This window comes from Enterobacter cloacae complex sp. SHL012, from assembly GCF_049237505.1.
GTDB classification, from domain to species: Bacteria; Pseudomonadota; Gammaproteobacteria; order Enterobacterales; family Enterobacteriaceae; genus Enterobacter; species Enterobacter kobei.
In genome coordinates this window covers 657,430-679,218 of the sequence record NZ_JBMKIZ010000001.1, presented here as the reverse complement: position 1 = coordinate 679,218, position 21,789 = coordinate 657,430, and the positions used below count along the sequence as shown (strand labels likewise).

Annotated in this window: 18 protein-coding genes; 3 read left to right on the top strand and 15 right to left on the bottom strand. The window is 53.1% G+C overall.

The window, feature by feature from the left end; all coding sequences use genetic code 11:
• Positions 1 to 240: 240 nt before the first annotated feature.
• Both ACOTY9_RS03245 and ACOTY9_RS03240 read right to left on the bottom strand, forming a co-directional pair.
• Positions 241 to 993 carry a DNA-binding transcriptional regulator YciT gene (locus ACOTY9_RS03245; RefSeq protein WP_014884081.1) on the bottom strand — a complete coding sequence of 251 codons (753 nt, stop codon included), beginning with the start codon at positions 991 to 993 and terminating at the stop codon, positions 241 to 243.
• 43 nt (positions 994 to 1,036) lie between these two features.
• The gene (locus tag ACOTY9_RS03240; RefSeq protein WP_014884080.1) at positions 1,037 to 1,219 is read right to left on the bottom strand and encodes a hypothetical protein; all 183 of its coding nucleotides are present in this window, start codon (positions 1,217 to 1,219) and stop codon (positions 1,037 to 1,039) included.
• Positions 1,220 to 1,412: 193 nt separating this feature from the next.
• Between ACOTY9_RS03240 and ACOTY9_RS03235 the strand changes: the two genes are divergently transcribed.
• Entirely contained in the window at positions 1,413 to 2,282 is an 870-nt protein-coding gene (locus ACOTY9_RS03235) for a crotonase/enoyl-CoA hydratase family protein (RefSeq protein ID WP_348565464.1), read from the top strand.
• Here ACOTY9_RS03235 and pdeR read toward each other — a convergent pair.
• The 7 genes from pdeR to ACOTY9_RS03200 form a co-directional block, all read right to left on the bottom strand.
• Positions 2,279 to 4,270 carry a cyclic di-GMP phosphodiesterase gene (gene pdeR, locus ACOTY9_RS03230; RefSeq protein ID WP_014884078.1) on the bottom strand — a complete coding sequence of 664 codons (1,992 nt, stop codon included), beginning with the start codon at positions 4,268 to 4,270 and terminating at the stop codon, positions 2,279 to 2,281. The two genes, ACOTY9_RS03235 and pdeR, sit on opposite strands and share 4 nt — an antisense overlap.
• Positions 4,271 to 4,593: 323 nt before the next feature.
• On the bottom strand, positions 4,594 to 6,528 hold the full coding sequence (locus tag ACOTY9_RS03225; protein WP_071922169.1) for an exoribonuclease II: 1,935 nt from the start codon (positions 6,526 to 6,528) through the stop codon (positions 4,594 to 4,596).
• Between the two features lie 88 nt (positions 6,529 to 6,616).
• Positions 6,617 to 7,603 carry a CMD domain-containing protein gene (locus ACOTY9_RS03220; RefSeq protein ID WP_196347726.1) on the bottom strand — a complete coding sequence of 329 codons (987 nt, stop codon included), beginning with the start codon at positions 7,601 to 7,603 and terminating at the stop codon, positions 6,617 to 6,619.
• A gap of 152 nt (positions 7,604 to 7,755) precedes the next feature.
• Positions 7,756 to 8,544 carry an enoyl-ACP reductase FabI gene (fabI, locus tag ACOTY9_RS03215; RefSeq protein ID WP_003856831.1) on the bottom strand — a complete coding sequence of 263 codons (789 nt, stop codon included), beginning with the start codon at positions 8,542 to 8,544 and terminating at the stop codon, positions 7,756 to 7,758.
• Positions 8,545 to 8,794: 250 nt separating this feature from the next.
• On the bottom strand, positions 8,795 to 11,899 hold the full coding sequence (locus ACOTY9_RS03210; RefSeq protein ID WP_421637323.1) for a multidrug efflux RND transporter permease subunit: 3,105 nt from the start codon (positions 11,897 to 11,899) through the stop codon (positions 8,795 to 8,797).
• 4 nt (positions 11,900 to 11,903) lie between these two features.
• Complete coding sequence (locus ACOTY9_RS03205) at positions 11,904 to 12,815, bottom strand: ABC transporter six-transmembrane domain-containing protein (RefSeq protein ID WP_059372356.1); 912 nt, start codon at positions 12,813 to 12,815, stop codon at positions 11,904 to 11,906.
• A gap of 134 nt (positions 12,816 to 12,949) precedes the next feature.
• A complete protein-coding gene (locus tag ACOTY9_RS03200) occupies positions 12,950 to 13,342 on the bottom strand; it encodes a transporter (protein WP_100124566.1) in 393 nt (130 codons plus the stop codon).
• A gap of 265 nt (positions 13,343 to 13,607) precedes the next feature.
• On the opposite strand from ACOTY9_RS03200, the gene ACOTY9_RS03195 reads away from it, so the two are divergent.
• Positions 13,608 to 14,312, top strand: coding sequence for a response regulator (locus tag ACOTY9_RS03195; RefSeq protein ID WP_014884072.1), 705 nt, complete (start codon positions 13,608 to 13,610; stop codon positions 14,310 to 14,312).
• Complete coding sequence (locus tag ACOTY9_RS03190; RefSeq protein ID WP_348565465.1) at positions 14,309 to 15,373, top strand: ATP-binding protein; 1,065 nt, start codon at positions 14,309 to 14,311, stop codon at positions 15,371 to 15,373. The genes ACOTY9_RS03195 and ACOTY9_RS03190 overlap by 4 nt, the downstream gene beginning before the upstream one ends.
• On the opposite strand, the gene ACOTY9_RS03185 is transcribed toward ACOTY9_RS03190, so the two are convergent.
• From ACOTY9_RS03185 to sapA, 6 genes are all read right to left on the bottom strand, one after another.
• Entirely contained in the window at positions 15,354 to 16,295 is a 942-nt protein-coding gene (locus ACOTY9_RS03185) for an ATP-grasp fold amidoligase family protein (protein WP_348565466.1), read from the bottom strand. The two genes, ACOTY9_RS03190 and ACOTY9_RS03185, sit on opposite strands and share 20 nt — an antisense overlap.
• 160 nt (positions 16,296 to 16,455) lie before the next feature.
• Positions 16,456 to 17,262 carry a putrescine export ABC transporter ATP-binding protein SapF gene (gene sapF, locus ACOTY9_RS03180; protein ID WP_421637304.1) on the bottom strand — a complete coding sequence of 269 codons (807 nt, stop codon included), beginning with the start codon at positions 17,260 to 17,262 and terminating at the stop codon, positions 16,456 to 16,458.
• A gap of 1 nt (position 17,263) precedes the next feature.
• Positions 17,264 to 18,256: a putrescine export ABC transporter ATP-binding protein SapD gene (sapD, locus tag ACOTY9_RS03175; protein ID WP_014884068.1), complete on the bottom strand. Its 993-nt coding sequence runs from the start codon at positions 18,254 to 18,256 to the stop codon at positions 17,264 to 17,266.
• Complete coding sequence (sapC, locus tag ACOTY9_RS03170) at positions 18,256 to 19,146, bottom strand: putrescine export ABC transporter permease SapC (RefSeq protein WP_014884067.1); 891 nt, start codon at positions 19,144 to 19,146, stop codon at positions 18,256 to 18,258. Before sapC ends, sapD begins: the two co-directional genes overlap by 1 nt.
• Positions 19,133 to 20,098, bottom strand: a complete 966-nt coding sequence (sapB, locus tag ACOTY9_RS03165) for a putrescine export ABC transporter permease SapB (protein ID WP_348565467.1) — start codon at positions 20,096 to 20,098, stop codon at positions 19,133 to 19,135. Before sapB ends, sapC begins: the two co-directional genes overlap by 14 nt.
• Complete coding sequence (gene sapA, locus ACOTY9_RS03160; protein WP_014884065.1) at positions 20,095 to 21,735, bottom strand: ABC transporter substrate-binding protein SapA; 1,641 nt, start codon at positions 21,733 to 21,735, stop codon at positions 20,095 to 20,097. The genes sapB and sapA overlap by 4 nt, the downstream gene beginning before the upstream one ends.
• Positions 21,736 to 21,789: the final 54 nt, after the last annotated feature.

Here is a 21,789-nt window from a genome sequence, read left to right as displayed (position 1 = left end):
TTCACGGAAAGAGGTACACGTTAAGTATAGACAAAACGAATACCTAATTCTTTTTTCCGTGAAAGCTGGTCGCGCAGGCGTTACGTAATCACGCAAGTGATAGTCACTTCCTGTTATATCGCTAACATTAATTTTACGACTTTAATGCGGGTTAAACAGGTAAAAACTCTTAAAGGGGGGTTAGGAATCGTCTCAGACGAAGGGATATGCAGGCGCCCGAATGACGGGCGCGAAATGGACTCAGGCGGACGTTTTAATAATATCGACAATCAGACCGTCTTCTTCCAGCTTATTACGATGCTCGTCACTTAACCGTTCGTCGGTAATGACGCGACTGAAGCGTGAGACGGGACCCATTGTGTAAGGATGGACGGCGCCAAATTTGGAACTGTCAGTGAGCACAATGGCTTCACACTCTTTTTCCAGTACGGCATTCACCACGTCAGTGCGCATCATATCCCGGCCGGTGAAACCTGTTTCCGGCTGCCAGCCGTCAATGCCGATAAAGGCCTTACTGAAATGCACCTGCTGAACATATTGCCGGGTCAGCGGGCCCACCATGCTTTCACTTTTCTTTTGGTAAATGCCACCCAGCAAAATGACCTCACAGCGCGTCTCTTTGAGTAAATGGGCGATATAGCTGCTGACAGTGATGATAGTCACGTCTTTTTGTTCCGCGAGCGTCCGTGCCAGAAGGGCGTTGCTGCTGCCGTTTTCAATAAAGACCGTCTCGCCAGGGTTTACCAGTGATGCGGCAAACTCAGCCAGTTCACGTTTAAGCGCGTAGTTATTCATCATGCGCGTCTCAACGTCGTCGCTGTCCAGCGGCACGGCATAACCATGCGCACGGCGCAGGTAACTCTGTTTTTCCAGCAGATTAAGATCCTGACGAATGGTGACTTCGGAGACGCCGGTGGTTTTAGCGAGATCGACCACGCTTACACGCCCCTGATCGATGACCATCTGCAAAATGAGTTGTTGTCGGGAATTCATAGCATCCATTTAATAAAGCGAAACGAGGTCGGAAACGGTGGGATTACACTTCCCACGGCGCTTTTGGCTGTTTGTTTTCGGGGGCGTTGTCAGCGCCATTCTGAGCAAGAAGTTCAGACTTCAGGATCTCGAGATTACGGATCGCAGAGTGATAATCACCCGCTACCAGAATATCCAGCACGGTATCAATACGTTGTGCTACAGCTTGTGGATCAATAGTAGACATAATCTCTCCCCGGGAGCGAAAAGTGAATAATTTCAATGATGCAGAAAATGGGGTCAAAAGAGAAGGGAAAAAATGCGATAACGAAATTACATAAATGAAAGTGATAAATTTATTCCCCCTCATATAGCAGGCTTAATCGGTGGATTAGTCTAAAACTGCGCGCAAGGCGCTTTTTTATATGAGGAATTGGACTATGACAGTTATCAATCAGCCTGCCTGTACACTGTTTACCGATACTGAACGTTTCACGCAGCTCTCAGGGTATTACGAGGCGGAGCGACGCACCGTCTGGATGATGCTGCGGGCTCAGCCGCGTCCTTGCTTCAACCATGCCTTAATTGAGGAGATCATGAACCTTTCCTGGCTGGTCCGTCAGTCGGGTTTTGCGGTCGATTTTTGGGTTACCGGCTCGCTTGTTCCTGAAATGTACAACGTGGGAGGGGACTTGCAGTTCTTCGTCGAGTGCATTCAGAACGGGCGGCGTGAAGCGTTACGGGCGTATGCCCGCGCCTGTGTTGATTGCGTCCATGCGGCGTCAAGAGGGTTTGATACGGGGGCCATCACGCTGGCAATGGTCGAAGGCAGCGCATTAGGCGGCGGATTTGAGGCAGCGCTGGCGCACCATTTTGTCCTGGCTCAGCGTGATGCCCGGTTAGGTTTCCCGGAAATTGCCTTTAATCTGTTCCCGGGGATGGGGGGGTATTCGCTGGTCGCACGACGTTCAGGCATGAAGCTGGCGGAGGAGCTCATCTACAAAGGGGAGTCCCACACGGCAGAATGGTACGAGCAGCACGGGCTGGTGGATGTGCTGTATGAACCCGGGCAAAGCTACGTCTCGGTCAGGACCTTCATAGACACATTGCGGCCAAAACTGAACGGCGTAAGAGCCATGCTGCGTGCTCGTACGCGCGTTCTGCAGTTGCCACGCAGTGAGCTGATGGATATTACCGAAGACTGGGTCGATGCCGCATTCTGCCTTGAGCCGAAAGATATAGCCTACATGGAGCGTCTGGTGATGCTGCAAAACCGCCATCATGCGGCGGGCTTACGCAAGGCCAGCTAGCGCTGTTGTCGCGCCTGATAGCGTTTTAGCCATCGCTCGAATGCGGCAGCGGGCATCGGCTTAGCAAAAAGGAAACCCTGCCGTTCGTTGACGCCATTCTTAGTCAGAAAGGCGTCTTCTTTTGCATTCTCCACCCCCTCGGCGATCACCTGCAGATTCAGGGCCTGTGCCACTGCGACAATGGCGCGTACCAGAGACTGGGAGATGGACTGCTTATGAATATCTCTGACAAAAGATTGATCGAGTTTAATGGCGTCAATAGGAAAACGCGCCAGCTGGGAAAGGGAAGAGTAGCCCGTACCAAAGTCATCCAGATGTATTTGTGCCCCGAGTCGGCTGAATTGCTGGATCACCGAAAGCGCCAGCTCTTCGTTTTCGATGAGACAGCTCTCTGTTAACTCGACGTCGATAGGGCAGTACTCAAAATGCAGATCCTTAAGCGCCTGCTTTAAATCGCTGAAAATCGTCTGGTCGGCAAGCTGACGTGCAGAGACGTTCACGGCCACGCGCAGGTTAATCCCCTTGTCACGCCATTTCGCCACCTGACGAACCACGTCGAGCATCACCCAGCGCCCCAGTGGCACAATCAAACCGGACTCTTCGGCATAAGAGATAAATTCCAGCGGTGGGATCAAGCCGCGCTCCGGCGACTGCCAGCGGACCAGCGCCTCAAGACTTCTGACCTCACCGCGCCAGGTCATTTTAGGCTGGTAGTGAATCAGAAGCTGATCGTTATCCAGCGCTTTACGCAGATTGGTGTCCAGCCAAAGATACTCAAATACGCGCTGGTTCATTTCAGGGGAGAAGACGCAGAACTTACCCCTGCCATTTTCCTTGGCGGTGTACATGGCCGTATCGGCATTGCGAATCACACTTTCCCGATCGTTCCCGTGCTGCGGCGCGAGGGCGATCCCCAAAGAACAGCCGGTATATATCTCAATCAGCCCGATTCTGAACGGCTGGCGCAGGCGGGTCAGAATGCGCGACGCCATCGCTTCCAGCGAGCCCTGAGACGTATTCGTGGCCATCACGATAAACTCATCGCCGCCGAGCCGGGCCAGGACCTGCCCCTCGTCAAGGCAACTCAGAATGGCGAGTGCAACCGCCTGTAAGAGCTGATCGCCAAACATATGCCCGTAGGCATCGTTGACCTTTTTGAAGTTATCCAGGTCAAGATACACCACGCCAACCTGCGTTTCGCCCCGATGGTTGATGGCGTCTGAGATCTGTTCGTGGATGGCATTGCGGTTGGGTAAACCGGTGATGGTATCGGTATTGGCCAGCACGCGCAGGCGCTCCTGCGCCCGACGTTCCTCGGTAATGTCGGTGCCGGAGCAAATAAGAAATATTTCGTTTTTACCGCTGCCGCTGTGAACGAATTTGTTTCTGAACAGAAACAAGCGTTGTCCTTTCCGCGTCTTGATCCAGCGTTCAACTTCGTAGGAGCTGCCGTTACGGAAGAAACCGGTGATATTTCGCTTCGAGGCTGCCGCCTCGCTGCGACTCATAAACAATTTGAACACGTTCTGACCGATCACTTCCTGCTCTTTCAGACCGGTATACTCTTCGCTCAGGCGATTAAAACGCTGAATATTGCCGTGCTGATCGAGAATTACAATGACGGAATTCGCTTCCGAAACCACCTGTTCCGCGAAGGAGAGTCCTTGAGCGAGATCGCGTGCTACGGAGGGGGTATCGTTCCAGGCCGATGCCGTGCCGGCCCACTCGTTTCGGGTGATTTTGCGGCCGACAAGATGCACGGGAACCTCTTCGCCATACAGGGAGAGGTTCATTGAAATGCTGGAGGTAATTACCGTTAACTGGCGGATCAACGTGGCTTGTTCATCGTCCAGCGTCACCACCTGAGTCGCATCGGCATTTTCGCTGGCGGCAAGGTGCAGAGCGTTGCTGTCTGCCGACAATCGCCACCACGGACTGTGAGTACCCATGTAACGAAACAGCAAATTCTGCTCAAGATCGTCGATCATGATTTCTCCCGCTGCTACTCATTAGCGCACAAATTATTCATTTGCAGTCGACTTTTCCGTTGTGAAACAGCGGTAAAACCGAAGTGAACGTATTGTTTTTCCCTGCTTTCTTATAATAAAACGAGTCTGCCAAAAAAGAATACTGAGCATCCAGCTATTCAGGTGACCGAATATGACGGCACTCTTTTACTGTAGATAATTATGGCCATTTTGGGCGGGGGGAATCGGAAAATAGTCAGAAAAAATGATGAATTTGTGGGGCAGGTTAAAAAGAAAAATTGTCGGCCTTCCCGAACGGAAATGGCCGACAATTTAGCGGGTTATCAGACAGCTGGTCGCGCGATAATACTGCGGGTTTCCATGCGGACTTCAGCGATAGTTACGTCAATCACCTCAGTGACTCTGTAAACTGTTTCACCTTTAATCTGCACGGTGCCACTTTCCTGGCTACAGACCAGTTCGTCACGAACGGCATGCAGGAATGGGGCAGGGATAAAGGCGACAGCACCGTTATCCACCAGACGGACACGCATCCCGCCGCGGCTGATATCAATAATCTCCGCAGCGAAGCGGGTGTCGGTTCCGGCTTTATCCTGCAGGAAACGCGCGTAAAGCCAGTCTCCAACGTCACGTTCCGCCATGCGGTTCAGACGGCGACGTTCTGCCATCTGCACGGTCGTGTCGTCCTGAGGGCGCGCAATCGTTTCGCCTTTGATAATCGCTTTCAGCAGACGGTGGTTAACCATGTCGCCATATTTACGAATTGGGGATGTCCAGGTGGCGTAAGCTTCCAGACCGAGGCCGAAGTGCGGGCCTGGTTCGGTGCTGATTTCAGCGAAGGACTGGAAGCGGCGAATACGGCTATCAAGGAAACCGGATGGCTGTGCGTCCAGCTCGCGGCGAAGCTTGCAGAATCCTGGCAGCGTCAGGACTTCTTCCGGATCAACATGCACATCGTGATTCTTCAGCAGGGCCGCCAGCGCTTCGGTATTGGCCGGATCGAATCCGGTGTGAACGTTGTAAATTCCAAAGCCCAGCTTGTCGCGCAGCACGCGTGCGGCGCAAATGTTGGCGGAAATCATCGCTTCTTCGACGATGCGGTTAGCAATGCGTCGCGGCTCGGCCACGATATCCAGCACTTCGCCTTTCTCACCGAGAACAAAACGGTAGTCCGGACGATCTTTGAACACCAGGGCGTGGGTTGTACGCCATTCGCCACGCTTCAGGCAAATACGGTGCAGCAGACGAATCTGCGCCGCAATGGCATCAGATTCAGGTTTCCAGCTGCCGGTGTTTTCCAGCCAGTCAGAGACATTGTCATAGGCCAGCTTGGCTTTGGATTCGATGGTGGCGGCAAAGAATTCGATATCGTCTTCAATCGTCCCATCCGCGGCGATGGTCATGCGGCAGGCGAGAGCCGGGCGCACTTCATTTGGGCGCAGCGAGCAGAGATCGTCTGACAGTTCGCGCGGCAGCATCGGGATGTTAAAGCCTGGCAGGTAGTTGGTAAACGCACGGATTTTGGCCGTTTCGTCCAGTTTACTGCCTTGTGCAATCCAGGCGGTAGGATCGGCAATGGCGACGGTCAGATGCAGTTTGCCATCGGCGCTCTCTTCAGCGTAGAGCGCATCGTCCATATCTTCTGTGCTGGCGCTGTCGATGGTGACAAATTCCAGCGCAGTGAGATCGCGGCGCGTCAAACCTTCGTCCTGCATTTCAGTCGCCACGCCGTTCGGCGCTTCTTTTTCAAGATTATGGCGCGCCAGCGTGACCCACCACGGGACGAAATGGTCATCGCCAAAGGTGATGAACTGCGTCAGCTCTGCATAGAAACCACGGTCGCCTTTCAGAGGATGACGGCGCATTTCTGCTACGGCCCAGTCACCTTCTTTAAAATCATGCTCAACGCCGCGGGCGGCCCGGCAGGGAATGGCATCTTTCAAGAGGGGATGATCCGGCACGATAGAAAGACGATCGTCTTTTCGCTGAACCTTACCGACAAAGCGGGTCAGGAACGGTTCAATCAGTTCTTCCGGCTCAGCGGATTCACGTTCTTTCTCTGTATGAATGACGGCCATGACGCGATCGCCATGCATCACTTTCTTCATCTGCGGTGGCGGAATGAAGTAGCTTTTCTGCGCGTCAACTTCAAGGAAGCCAAAGCCCTTTTCCGTGGCTTTCACGACCCCTTCTGCACGCGGCGTCTGGGAATGCAGTTGCTGTTTAAGCTGCGCTAGCAGCGGGTTGTCCTGAAACATAATGTTCTATTTTCGTAGCCATTGAGCGGCTGACAGTTTTACGCGATTCTCACTTCTACAGCAAGCGGTCTTTGGGGATTGCGTGTGGTTATTCCGCTTTGCCAGCCGCGACTTTTAGTCGATTAAGCCAGCCCTCAAACGCGCTTTGAGACAGGCGGTTGATCGCCTGGGCAACAGTCAGTCCTTCTTCCATGAGTGGGGTAAACTGCGCGGCACTGAAGCGGTCCGGCGAGCGTGTCAGCAAGTCGACTGCTGCCAAAAGCGACGGCGGGGAAAGCGCACTCTCTTCCCGGCTGTTTATCAGGATCTCTCCCGTCAGGTCGAGCAAGGTCGGTTCATGGCACAGGACGGGTGTCAGCGCCTCAAGCGCAGGTTCTGCCTGCCAGCGGGAGAGGGACTCAAGCTGTTGCGCACTCGCATAGCGAAGCTCGACCACGGGAAGAAGCGCTATCCACCTACCGGCGCACGCTGGCAGGGTGTGCGGCTGAATATGATGGCCCGGCAACCAGCGAACGGGATGGCCAAGCAGAGCCTGAAAGACCGCAACCACGCGCGCCTGAAAACCGATAAAGCCGATGATCTGGTTAATCACCACAATGTCATAGGTAGAGAGACCCACCTCATCAAGCTGGTTTCGCGCCTTGTCATCAATGACATCCGGTGAGCTGGCGAGCTGACGGGCATACTGCGTGATTTGCGCCAGCCGCCGGTTACTTTCGCGGGAGGAGTCAGGACCCGGCAGCGGAGCAAGAAGGGCGGCATAATGGTTGCATAGCCGCTGAACGCCACAGGCCTGCGCAACCGTCAACGCGGTACTTAACCGGTCATAGGCGCTGAGCGTTCGCAGACGATTGACGGGAAGTGAGAGGGGAAACAGCTGATGGCATAAGGCTCTGGCAGGGGCAAGCCAGCCGGTACAGGCGGCGACAATCTCATCGGGCAGGGCTAAATCGAGCAAAAAACGATCGTCGACGTTAGCGGCTTCGGGCACCAGGGGCAGCGCATCCGACTGCGCGTGGTTTGACTGGGTTTCGTGATACCAGTGGCCTTTGCCGGAAAAACGGCGTTGTTCCATGGGCGTTCCTTGATCTCAAAATGGCGATCAATATCCTGGCGTAACGCAGATAAAGGGAAAAATATTGTTAGGTGATAACAAATATCAGAACGGAATAACGAGGGGATGGTGCGGGGGAAAACTCTCTTCCCGTGCGGGAAGAGAGTCTGAGCTTATTTAATTTCCAGCTCGTTCATTGCAGCGATGTTGAAGCCGCCGTCAACGTGAACCACTTCGCCGGAGATACCCGCGGACAGGTCAGAGCACAGGAATGCAGCAGAGTTACCCACATCTTCAATGGTAACAGTACGACGAATCGGGGTAACCGCTTCGCAGTGCGCCAGCATTTTACGGAAATCTTTGATGCCGGACGCCGCCAGGGTGCGGATAGGACCCGCGGAGATGGCGTTAACACGCACACCTTCAGGACCCATTGCGTTCGCCATATAGCGTACGTTGGCTTCCAGAGACGCTTTAGCCAGACCCATCACGTTGTAGTTAGGGATAGCACGTTCCGCGCCCAGGTAGGACAGGGTCAGCAGCGCTGCGCCCGGGTTCAGCATTGCGCGGCAAGATTTAGCCATCGCAACGAAGCTGTAGGAGCTAATGTCGTGAGCGATTTTAAAGCCATCACGGGTAACCGCGTTCACATAGTCACCGTCCAGCTGGTCGCCAGGCGCGAAGCCGATGGAGTGAACGAAACCGTCGAATTTCGGCCATGCTTTTGCCAGCTCAGCAAACATGCCATCGATGCTTTCATCTTGTGCAACGTCACATTCCAGAACGATGCTGGAACCCAGCTGCGCGGCAAACTCTTCAACACGGCCTTTCAGCTTGTCGTTCTGGTAGGTGAACGCCAGCTCAGCGCCTTCGCGATGCATTGCTTGTGCGATGCCGTATGCGATGGACAGTTTGCTGGCAACGCCAGTCACCAGAATGCGCTTACCGGAAAGAAAACCCATAGCTTTAATCCTTATATTCATTGCTTATTTTGCCTTGTAATTCATAGCGTTACAGGCAGTATTTCAAAATCATTCGAAATTAGCTCGAAATTATAGCCCACTCACAGCCCCTTGTGTCACGATATTTCTCGCCGATCGCCAAAGACGAATGCCCCAGAAGGTGAGGCGTGGGTTCAAAATTTCAGCATTCGTCCAGTATATCACCCGGCAGCAGCTTCGCCTCATCCAACCAGCGTGGATGCGCGATCCCTCACGATAGTGACCCTTTCCTGGCGCTTTCTATAAAACGCGCGATGACAATAAAGAAAACCGGGACGAAGAAGATCGCGAGAAGCGTACCGCTAATCATGCCGCCAAAGACACCGGTGCCGATGGCGTGTTGTGTGCTGTCACTTGCGCCACTGGCCAGCATTAAGGGAACCACTCCCAACGTAAAGGCTAACGATGTCATCAGAATAGGGCGCAGGCGCTGGCTTGCGGCCTGTATCGTTGCCGCCACCAGAGGGTTCCCTTCACGATGCAATTGTCTGGCAAACTCCACAATCAATATGGCGTTCTTGGCAGACAGGCCTATCAGGGTGATAAGGCCGACCTTGAAGAAAACATCATTCGTCATGCCGGCAACAAACACGGCTATAACTGCACCGATCAGTCCCAATGGCACCACCAGCATGACGGCAAAAGGTATTGACCAGCTCTCATACAGGGCAGCGAGCACCATAAACACCACCAGAATCGACAGGACGATCAGACCCGGGAGCTGCGACTGGGATTTTATTTCCTGCAATGAGCTCCCGGCCCATTCTCCCGCCAAGCCCTGAGGTAAATCCCTGGACAAATTCTCCATAACTTTCATTGCGGTACCGCTGGATTCACCTGTGGCCGCACTGCCGATAATGCGGATAGCAGAATACCCCTGATAACGCGTTAGTTGCTGCGGTGCAACGTTCCAGGAGAGCGTCGCAAACGTTGACACTGGCACCCTCTGCCCCTGGTGGTTTTTAACGGATAATTTCAGGATCTGCTCAGGTTGCATTCGGTAAGGCGCATCGGCCTGGATAATCACCTGCTGAACACGCCCATTGTTCGTGTAGTCATTAACGTAGTTTGAACCCATGGTGACGGAGAGCGTCTGGTTGATTTCATCAAATGAGACGCCCAGAGCTTCCGCTTTTTCCCGGTCAATCTGAAGCGCCAGGCTAGTGCCTTCCGGCAGGCCGTCGATATACACGCCACTCAGTTCAGGACGTTGATTCGCTTTCAGCACCAGCGTATCGGCCGCCTGCTTTAACGCCTCGTAGCCCAGTCCCGCTCTGTCCTGCACGTACCAGGTGAAGCCCGACGAGGTGCCCATATCCGAAATGGCAGGCGGGAGCAGGCTCATCGTTACGGCATCAGAGACGTTTGCCATACTGGCCTGCATATGGTCGGCTTCATCCTCGGCTGTAGAGCCGTGCCTTTCTTTCCAGTCCTTCAGCGTGGTGAATGCCATGGCCGAATTCGGCCCTGATCCTGAAAACCCAAAACCCAGGATCATAATGTTGCTTTCAATATCCGGTCGGGTCGCAATTTCCTGTTCAAATGTTTTTACGACTTTCAGGGTGCGCTGCATTGTGGCATCAGAGGGAAGCTGAATAGAGGACATAAAATAGCCCTGATCTTCGTCCGGCAGAAAGGATGAGGGCAGCGAAGACAATCCAAAAAATAGCGCAGCACAAAGCGCAACATACAGAAGCAGCATTCGGCCGGTTCGTTTCAGAACCGCGCCCAGGCCGGATTCGTACCATGTCGTCAGGGTATGAAAACGGGCGTTAAAGCCTACCGCGAACCTGCCGCCACCGTGTTTTTGCGCGCTGTGGGGCTTAAGCAACGTCGCACAAAGCGCGGGAGTCAGCGTGAGGGCAAGAAATGCCGACAACAGTATGGATACCGCCATGGAAATACAAAATTGTCGATAAATAATGCCTACGGACCCATCAGCAAAACCCATGGGTATAAAGACAGCGGTAAGTACCAGCGTGATCCCGATAATTGCCGGGGTGATTTCGGCCATGGCCTCCCGGGTAGCGTCGCGCGGAGAAAGGTTTTTTTCTTCCATCAGCCGTTCAACGTTCTCCACGACCACAATGGCGTCATCCACGATAATCCCTATCGCCAGCACCATGCCGAACATGGTCAGGATATTGATCGAGTATCCACTCAATAGCATCACTGTGAAGGTGCCCAGCAGCGCGACGGGGGCCACAATCGCGGGGATAAGCGTACAACGTATCTTATGTAAAAACAGCAGCATAACGAGAAAGACAAGGACCATCGCTTCCACAAAGGTTTGCACCACCTTCATGATGGACAGCTTTACAAACGGTGCGGTATCGAAGGGAACCGTAAACGCCATCCCTTCCGGCAATACCTGAGAAAGTTCGTCGATACGTGCACGTACCCCTGAAGCCGTGCTCATCGCATTGGCGCCCGGTGACAACTGGATTGCCGCAGCCGTTGCCGGCACCCCATTTTCACGGATACCGAAAGCGTAACTTTGCAGGCCAGACTCAATCCGCGCAACGTCGGACAGTTTCAGCCTTGCGCCAGACGCATCTGATTTAAGGGTAATGTTTCTGAAAGCCTCTACAGAAGTGAGTTGCCCTTTCACGGTAATGGGATAGGTTACGCCTTGTCCTGCAGTTGCCGGTTCGTCTCCCGTTTTCCCCGGCGAAACAAGGGCATTTTGCTGACCTACAGCGGTAAGAACATCGCTCACCGAAAGCCCGTAACTATGCAGCTGCATGGGATCCAGCCAGATGCGCAGCGCTTTTTCGCCACCAAACAGCTGGACTTTTCCGACTCCCGGCACACGGCGTAGTTCGTCGCTGACGTTGCGGGCAAAATAATCGCTTAAATCCGCCTCTTCAAATTTGCCGGTTGTGGACTTCAACCCCACCATCATTAAAAATCCGGAATTGGCCGCCTCGACGTTGATGCCATTTTGCCTGACCGCCTGTGGCAAACGTGGCTCTACAATCTTGATCTGGTTCTGAAGATCCATCTGTGCCAGCTTAATGTCTGTGCCGGGCTTAAAGGTCACGGTAATAGATGCAGAACCGGTTGTGTCGCTGGATGATTCGAAATAGAGCAAATTATCCACGCCCGATATTTCACGCTCGATGAGCGACACCACGGACGTATTCATGATATCGGGGCTGGCCCCCGGATAAGTGACAGAAATAATGATCCCCGGCGGTGCCACCGCCGGATACTGCGCAACCGGCAACCGGGGTATAGACAGGACACCCGTCAGGACAATAAAAAGCGCCACTACCCAGGCGAATACGGGGCGTTCAATAAAAAAATGAGGCATTAAATTAACGTCCAGATACGTGAATTTCGTCATCGGCTGATACGCGTTTACCGATATCCCTGAGCTGAGAAAATTTCTCAAGAAGCTGCGGGGCGTCATCGAGACTTGTCGCGAACATCCACATGTATGTCATCACGGAATAAATATGTCCGGCGGTGATGCCAGCCGATTGCGTCATCCAGATAATGGTCAGCGTAAAAAGCAGGGCAACGAGTATACCCACCCATAAATAGCCCCACGCCTCCCGGTCCGATAACGCAATGCGTAAACGTGCAAGCGTGACGTAATGTCGGTGAAGGGTGGCGGTGCCTGCCTTATGAACATAATCAACTTCTTTCTCAAGACGATTATTCAGGCGCATGAATAACCATTCATTTTTACGGGTATATTCCGAGACAAATCCCATCAGAATGATGACGATTGCACAGCACATGATGCCGGCCCAGAATTCGATAAATAACAGCATGATTGCCGCACCAAAGAGAGAACTCAGCGAGGTAATAAGCAGGGGCAAGTGCATTTCAAAGAAATCCACATACTCGCGCGAGAGTGTGACCCTGGCGGCGATAGCCGAATGGTTAAGCTGGTATTTCCGCTGTGAAAGCACAACGGAGACCGCAAGCCCGGCATAAATACGGGCAAACGTTCGTGTATCAACACTCCGTCTTGTCGCACCTATGATCCACATACAGAGCACCATCAGTCCGTACAGTGCGGCGTTAAGTGTCTTACCCGCAAGAATGGCATTAATCGCGATGCCTGCCAGAACGGGATACAGTAAAAACATTACGTTTTCAGCCACGACAAGGAAAAAAGTCACAACCAGTTTTTTCCGGTGACGTACCGCGAGTTTTTTAAGTGAGTACATAACGCCAGCTGTATCTGGAGAACGACGATTGTTATTAAGGTTATTCATTCTGGGTAACAGGTTTCAGACTCTTTAAGTGAGTGTATTTTGAGCAATAAGGGTTGGCAGGAAGTCTACAACTCGCCTGTTTAGCGGAAATGGCAGTTTTATGGAGAGAGTGTGGAGCGCAACCGTGCGGTTGTTCAAATCATTCTCATAATGAGGTACAACGGCGAACCGCAGAAAAAAAGAATTAAATAACACTCGTAATAAAACACCAAATCGTCGAAATCTGGCGTAGCGTTCAGCAGCACAGTGAACGTAATTATGAGATATATAAAAATCACCATTAGCCAGAAGGCGATGACAAGTAATTCAGTGAATGCGCCTGCTTTGTTTTGTATTATCAGAGAGACAACCGACAAAGCGATGCAACCATAAATAATGGGAGAGGAGGGCAGCGTCGCGGCAACTTTTTCATCCATTTTATGCATCAACACCAGCCAGGTATAAAGTAATCCCCACGACAGCAGCAGGAACAGCGTATATATACCGATTTTCTTAGTAGAGAAATATTTCGAAAATTCCATGTTCATTATCTCAGCCAGATTCATAAAGCCTTAAAGCGACAGGGTTAATTCTCTCCGTTCTATGAAAGAAGGGTTCTGCCGAATAGCTATTCTGGCCAGGCATTGTCGAGTCTTTATTGACTGAATGTGTAGGCTGTGTGGAGGCATGGCCGGACATTTAAATTAGTGCTGGAAATTTTCATGGCTACGGCACTTTTTCCCGGAGGCTGTGTCTTATTGTGCTAAAGATATCTGATAGCGTGCTCAAAGGGATTTCACCCGCGGAGATAAAATGAACAAAAATACTCTAATCCTTGTTGTTGAAGATGAAGACGACATTGCTGAAATACTGATGAGTTACTTAGAGCGTTCAGGGATGAAAACGCTGAGGGCCAGACAGGGCGAGCAGGCGATAGCGCTTAATCGCCTTCATAAACCGGATCTCATCTTGCTGGACATTCATCTGCCCGTATGCGACGGCTGGAGCGTCCTCACGACGCTTCGTCAGGAAAGTTCCGTGCCCGTCATTATGGTTTCTGCCCTCGATCAGGACGTAGATAAACTCATGGGGCTGAGGCTTGGCGCAGATGATTACGTTATCAAGCCTTTTAACCCTTCTGAAGTTGTCGCGCGGGTTGAAGCGGTGCTGCGCAGAACCAAACCCGCTATTCAGCAGGCGGGGGCCGCGCCTCTCAGGACGCCTTTTATTACGGTCTATCCGGATGATTTCTACGTTGAGGTTACCGTGGGACCTGAAGTGATCTCCCCGGTGTTAACGACGACGGAATTTAAGCTTCTTACGTATCTGGTCAGATATCCGCGAAAGGTCTGCTCCCGCGAAGAGTTACTCAACGCATGTCTTCCTGAAGGTGATACCCTCGACAGAACAGTAGATAGCCATATGAGCAAGCTGCGTAAAAAACTTGAGCTCGCGGGGCTTTACGGCGTCCCTGAGAGCATCAGGGGCATGGGTTACCGGCTTGGGGAGAAAAAATGAACAGAGAGTCTGTCCTGAGTCGTCAGATCTTAACGTACATGATGTTGCTGACGTTTACGATCATTGCCATTTCCATACTGGGCTCCTGGTTTTTTTACTCCTTTATTCTGGATCACCTCCCCGGCGGCGCTGCTGCGGGGGAAGACGAGCAGATGACCCTGTGGGACTGGGTGTGGATCGGGACAGCAACAACAATCAGTCTGATATTCGCGGTTTTTTTAACGATCAAACTTTCCTCGCGGATACTCACCCCGCTAAATGCGGTCGCGTCCAGCCTGAAAAAAATTTCGCAGGGCCAACTGGATGCCCGGGCTTATTGTGCCAGTTCCAGGCTGGGAGAGATCAATCACCTGGTCATGGATTTCAATGAAATGGCGGAAAAACTGCAGACGCTGGATATGCAGCGTAAATCCTGGAATGCCGCCATTGCCCATGAACTCAGAACCCCGGTCACGATTTTACGCGGGCGGCTTCAGGGTCTGGTAGACGGCGTTTTTGAATCGGATCCGGTGCTTTTTAATAATCTTCTCAGGCAGACCGAAGGGTTAACCCGCCTGATTGAAGATCTACGGGTTGTCAGCTCTGACGGTGGGGCGGGTTATACGTTGTCTAAATCCAGAACGGATCTCAACGGGACAATACAGGACGCGCTTGATACGTTCATGCCCGAATTTAAACGTAATCAGTTTACGATAAAGACAGCGTTGAGGGAGCAGCGTTGTGTGTTCGATCCGTTGCGTATCAACCAGTGTCTGGCCGTTCTTTTTGACAACGCATTACACTATTCAACCTCGCGGACGCTCATTGTCAAAAATGGCGTGTCTGATAAAGGCAATTATATTCTTATTCAGGATGGCGGACCGGGCATCCCTGAGGCCTTCCACGATTTTTTATTTCAGCCTTTTCAGCGGGATAATGGCGCCAGGGCATTGAATCCCGAAGGGTGTGGTTTAGGCTTATCGGTGGTAAAAGCCATCATGCTGGCCCATGGTGGCGATGTCACTTATACCTTATCAAAGCAAAACCACTCAATATTTAAACTCACCTGGCCCGACCCGTGAGTTTCAGCGGCAGATCAAATGTGCTTGCTGGCGATAAATGCCATATTTGTCCTAGCTTAGCATCCCATTCCTGTGGGGTAATCGTCAGTTTACCGCGTCTCGGGCTTAAGGTTATTTCACTGAAATAGATTTCATCTTTTTTTAGCATAAGATCAACGCGGCAGTAATCAATTCCCTGCGCCAGCTCCTGGGAGGCCAACAATGCTTCTCGGAATAAAAGCGGTTCGCCAGGATCTGCTGAAGTATTCGGATATTCCATCTGGAAAGGTTGTAAGTTCCAGTGCCTGTCATAAACGTTGATAAACCCTTTCCCGTTATCATCCGTAAAATCCGCTTCAACATAGTGGGCAACGCCATGAAAGCAATGGATCCTCAACATTTCGGGCGTTGTATTCCTGTCAGCATCGTCGAAGAGATCGACAAATGGCTCGCAAAGTATACTCGGCGTAATGTTTTTGTACTGCCATTCGCGTGTGGTGTAGTACAGATTTTTCTTTAACGCGAGGCTCAGTTTTTTACAGGCTTCCCTGTCATTAAAGTGCGCTTTGTCGGTACATATTATTGTGCTACCACTGTCATGGTTGCACTTAAGGACGAATTTGTCAGGAAGTACGGAAAAATCAATTTGCGACGCCCTGGTATAAACACCAAGTAATGGCACCGTTTTCACGCGCGTAGTTCTGGAAGAAACGTATTCCCGAACGGCGAGTTTATCGGCAAGCATTGTATAGACGTTATTATGATCATAGACCAGACGATGGCATATTTTTTCACTCAACGTCGAGGGTGATTTAATGTCAGGGGTTTTCCCGGTTGTTCTCCTGAGCCTCACAGTATGGAAGTGCAGGTCCGTCATTAAAAATGAACGACATTTTCTGATGAGATACTCTGTGTATTTTAGAACATAAGTGGCGGTGATCATTTTTTCTCCTCCGTAATGTCCTGATATTCTGGAGAAGAACTGTTGATGGATATTGCGTAAAATATGGAGCAAGGATGGAGACGAAAATTAAAAGGATTAAATAGCGTACGCAGGTTATTTAATCCTTGATTTAGCGGGGGGGGGGGGGTTACCGTTGTGCTTAGCGGTCCTTTCTCCACGCATCGGCGGTCAGCGCTTCACCGAAATGACCGGCAATCAGTCGTTTCGTCAGCTCATGAAGCGGAGAGGCCATCACATCCGCCGTGCTGCCACGCTCGACAACGTCCCCCTGGTGCATCACCATCACCTGGTCGCTGATGTGCTTCATCATTCCGAGATGTTGGGTAACGTAGATATAGGAGATACCCTGTTTTTCCTGCAACTCCAGCATCAGGTTAATCAGTTGCGAACGCATCGACATATCCAGCGAGGCAAGCGCTTCGTCGGCAATGATTACCTTCGGGCGCAAAATCAATGCGCGCGCCAGACCCAGGCGCTGTTTCTGGCCGGGGGCCAGCATATGCGGATAGTAGCTTTCGTGATCAGGTAACAGTCCCACCATGCGCAGGGTTTCAAAGACGCGCTTTCGTCGCGCCTCGGGCTCCAGCTCGGTGTTCAAACGCAGAGGAAAATCCAGAATCTGCGAAATACGCTGGCGAGGATTGAGCGAGGTTGACGGATCCTGGAAGATCATGCGGATACGCTGGCTGCGGAAAGAGTAATCCCCAAACGCCAGAGGATGATCGTCAATCAACACTTCTCCAGCGGTAGGCTCTACCATGCCGGCAAGCATCTTCGCCAGCGTCGATTTCCCGGAGCCGTTTTCGCCAATAATCGCCAGCGTCTGTTTTTCACGCAGGGTAAAACTTAGCGGCTTTACCGCCTCGACAGTCTGACGATGAAACAGCCCCGTACGATAGCGAAAGGTCTTACTCAGGTTGCGGACTTCCAGTAAGGTTTCGACCATTTCACTCTCTCTCCATGTTCAGCGGGAAATGACAGGCGTAAAGATGATTTTTGGCGCCGGTCAGGCGGGGTGTTTCAATACATTTACGCTGAGCATACGGGCAACGAGGCCCAAGACGGCAGCCTATCGGTAAGGATTCCAGCAGCGGAATCGCCCCTGGCAAGGTATTCAGGCGGCTCTTGTGCGGCATGGCGCTGCCAAAATCAGGAATAGCCCGGATAAGCGCCTGCGTATACGGATGATGCGGGGCGTTGATCAGGTCTTCGCTGGGGGCGGTTTCGACCGTTTGCCCGCAGTACATCACATCAATTTTGTCCGCCCATTTGCTTAACATCTGCAGGTCATGGCTGATCAGCAAAATGGTGGTGTTGTTGTTCTGGTTCAGACGTGACAGCAGGCGGAAAATTTGCGCCTGCGTGGTCGGCTCCATCGCGTTGGTGGGTTCATCCGCAATCAGCAAGCGCGGCTGATTAGCCAGCGCGATAGCAATCATCACCTTCTGACATTCACCGTCGGTAAGCTCATACGGGAAGCTGCGCATCGCGTCTTTATGATCTTTGATACCGACGCGGTGCAACAGTTCGATGGCGCGACGTTTACGCCAGCCGAAACGCTGCCACCAGCGGCCTTTATAGGTCCAGCCGGGGATGTTCTGCATGAGCTGTTTACCCACGCGCTCGGACGGATCGAGACAGGATTGCGGCTCCTGGAAGATCATCGAGACGTTGTGACCAACCAGCTTACGCCGCTCGCGCGGGGAGAGGCGCAGCAGGTCAATGTCGTCGAAGCGCATACGATCGGCGGTTACGCGCCAGTTGTCTTTCGCCACGCCGCAGATAGCTTTGGCGATCAGGCTTTTCCCTGAGCCAGATTCACCCACCAGCCCGCGAATTTCACCCTCAGCAAGCGTGATACTGATGCGATCGACGGCCTTAACCCAGCCTTCACCGGTTTTGAATTCGATGGTGAGGTTGCGGATATCAAGAAGTGGCATTATTGCACCCCCGCGTTAATTGCACGGCGAATACCGTCGCCCAGCAGGTTGATCAGCAACACGCTCACCATAATCGCCGCCCCCGGCAGCATGACTGTCCACGGTGCCACGTAGATTAACTCCAGCGCGTCACCGAGCATTGCGCCCCATTCAGGTGATGGCAACTGGGCGCCAAGGTCGAGGAAGCCGAGCGCAGCAATATCGAGAATCGCCATCGACAGCGCACGGGTGATCTCGGTGACCAGCCCGGCGGCGATATTCGGCAGAACGGCAAACCACAGGATGTTGAAGGTGGTCGCGCCGTCCAGACGGGCGGCGACGACATACTCTTTTTCCAGCTCGTCATGCACCATGCTGTAAACCGAACGCACGATGCGGGGCAGGATTGCCAGCCAGACGGCAAACATCGCATGCGACAGATGCGGTCCGGCAAAAGCAACCACAATGATCGCCAGCAGCAGAGACGGAATCGACAGCAGGGTGTCCAGAATGTGGTTCAGTACCGCCGAACGCAGGCCATGCGTGGATCCCGCAAAAATACCGAGCGCCAGTCCACAGACTGTCGCCGCAAGCGTGACCACAAATGCGCCACCCACCGTCGGGGCAGCGCCGCTTAACAGGCGACTCAATACGTCACGTCCGAGGTCGTCAGTGCCGAGGAAGAAAGAGACTTCGCCGTAGCGTGACCAGGAAGGCGGCAGAAGCTGATAGCCGAGGAACTGCTGGTCAATGCCATACGGGGCAAACCACGAGCCAAAGAGGCAGAGTAATACCAGCCCGGCGCAGCCATAAAGGCCGATCATCGCCGTGGTGTCACCATAGAACTTACGCCACACGGTACGCAGCGCACCGGGTGTGCGCTTTTCACTGTATACGTTATCGTAAGGCATACCATTCCTTATGCTTCAACGGGTTAGCCATCGCACCCAAAATATCGGACAACACGTTAACAATAATCACCAGCGAACCAATCACCATCACACCCGCTGAAATAGCGGCGTAGTCCTGCTGGCGAATCGCGTTGATCATCCATCGTCCCAGCCCTGGCCAGCTAAAGACCATCTCGGTGATCATCGCCAGAGTGAGCATGGTGGAGAACTGCAGCCCCAGACGCGGAATCACCGGCGGTAGCGCGTTATGAAGAACGTTGCGGCGCAGGATGGTCAGGCGTGACAAACCCCGCGTGGCGGCGGCTTTGACATAATTCTGGTCAAACACCTCGATGGTGCTCAGGCGCATCAGGCGAATTACTTCCGTGGTCGGGGCGACGGCCAGCGTCAGTACCGGCAACACCATATGGCGCACGGCGCTGACGATCATCTCATGACGCCACACTGAATCGGACAGCCAGGCGTCAATAATGGCAAAACCCGTCACCGTTTTCACCGTGTAGAGCAGGTCGAAACGCCCCGAGACCGGTAGCCAGCCCATTGTCAGCGAGAAGAAGAGCGTTAACAGCAGCGCCAGCCAGAATATCGGGATGGAGAAGCCTAACAGGGCGAGGGCGCTGATGAACTTATCCTGCCATTTGTTGCGATAGATCCCGGCCAGCATACCCACGGGGATCCCCACCATCAGGGCAAAACCGAAGGCCAGAATGCACAGCTCCATCGTGGCCGGAAAAACCTCTTTCAACTGGTCGGAGATAAGCTGCCCGTTGATGCTGGACACCCCGAAATCCCAGTGCAGCAGACCGTTAAACCAGAACAGCCAGGCATCCCACAACGATGAGCCCTGAAGCGGGGCGTGCGGCGTAAAATAGCTCAGGCTGAAACCGACAAAGGTCAGCAGAAAGAGCGTCACCAGCAGCAGCAGGAGTCGGCGCAAGGTAAAAATAATCATGGTTTTTTCACCTCTTGTTCTTTTTCGCGCGAGACGCCCGCGAACGAGGCATTGCCGAACGGACTCAGCACCAGACCTTTAATATCATAGCGATAGGCCTGGAGACGCAGGGAAGAGGCCAGCGGCAGCACGGGCAACTCCTCGGCGAGGATTTTCTGCGCTTCATCATAAGCATCGATGCGTGAGGCCAACTGTTGGGAAGAGAGCGCTTTTTGCAGAACGGCGTCAAACTCCCGGTTACACCAGTGAGCGTAGTTGGTCTGCGAGTTGATCGCCGCACAGCTCAGCAGCGGCCGGAAAAAACTGTCCGGGTCGTTACTGTCGGTAGCCCAGCCGGTCAGCGTGAGATCGTGATTCATGTCCATCAGGCGCGCCTCCTGGAAACGGCCCTCAACCGGCACGATGATCACCTTGACGCCCACCTGTGCCATATCTGCCTGCAACAGTTCGGCCGTTTTCAGCGGGCTCGGGTTCCACGCCTGGGAACTGGTCGGCACCCAAAGCTGGAGGGTGAGGTTTTCCGCGCCCAGCGCTTTCAGTTGTTCGCGTGCTTTTGCCGGATTGTATTCCGTAATTTTAGCTTCACCGTCGTAGGCCCACGAGGCGCGCGGTAAAATAGAGGCCGCGGTTTCCGCCGTGCCGTAGTAGATCGACTGCATCAGACGCTGGTTGTTAATCGCCAGCGCCAGGGCATGACGGACGGCAGGGTTATTCAACGGCGGCTTATCCGTGTTAAAGGCCAGATAAGCGATGTTCATTCCCGGGCGTAGCGTCAGACGCAGACGCGGATCGTCACGCAAAATAGTGAGCTGGCTGGCGGCAGGCCAGGCGAGCACGTCACATTCCCCGGTGAGCAGTTTTGAGAGACGTCCCGTTCCGCCGGAGCCGAGGTCAACCACCACCTGCGGCATCAGCGGCGTGCCGCGCCAGAAATGTTCATGACGCTGCAGGCGTATATATTGCCCCGCGCGGTATTCAGCCAGCTGGAACGGACCGGTGCCCACCGGCTGGCGATCGAGCAACTCCTGGCGATCTTTTTTCGCAAGCTGCGACGCATATTCAGCAGACATGACGGACGCATAGTGGGTCGCCAGATGCCAGAGGAAGGAGGCATCCGGGCGCGTTAGCGTAAATTCAACCGTTCGGTTATCCAGCTTACGCACGCTCTTAACCGTGTCGGCAAACTGCAGACTGTCGAAGTAAGGGAAATGATCTCCATTGACGTTATGCCACGGATGATTGCGATTAAAGATCCGCTGGAAGGTAAAGACCACATCGTCCGCATTCAGCTTGCGCGTGGGGGTAAACCACGGCGTGCGCTGAAACGCGACATCATTGCGCAGGTGGAAGCGGTAGGTTGCACCGTTGTCCAGCACTTCCCAGCTTTCCGCAAGCTCAGGGACCAGACGGTAGGTGTACGGGTCGACATCAAGTAGACGGTCATACAATTGCGCGGCAAGCGTATCGACAATCAGGCCGCTGCCCGCTTTTTGCGGGTTGAAGGTATCCACCTGGCCGCTCACGCAATAGACGAAGCCACTGTCACGGATGTCAGGCTGCGAAGTCTGCCCCGGCGCGGCAAAAGCCATGCTGCTGAACAGACCGAGTGCAAAAAAGGACGATAAAACCAGACGCATAATTTTTAAGGTTTTTAGGTTCGATCTGCAAAGTGTATCGCACTTACGCCTGCT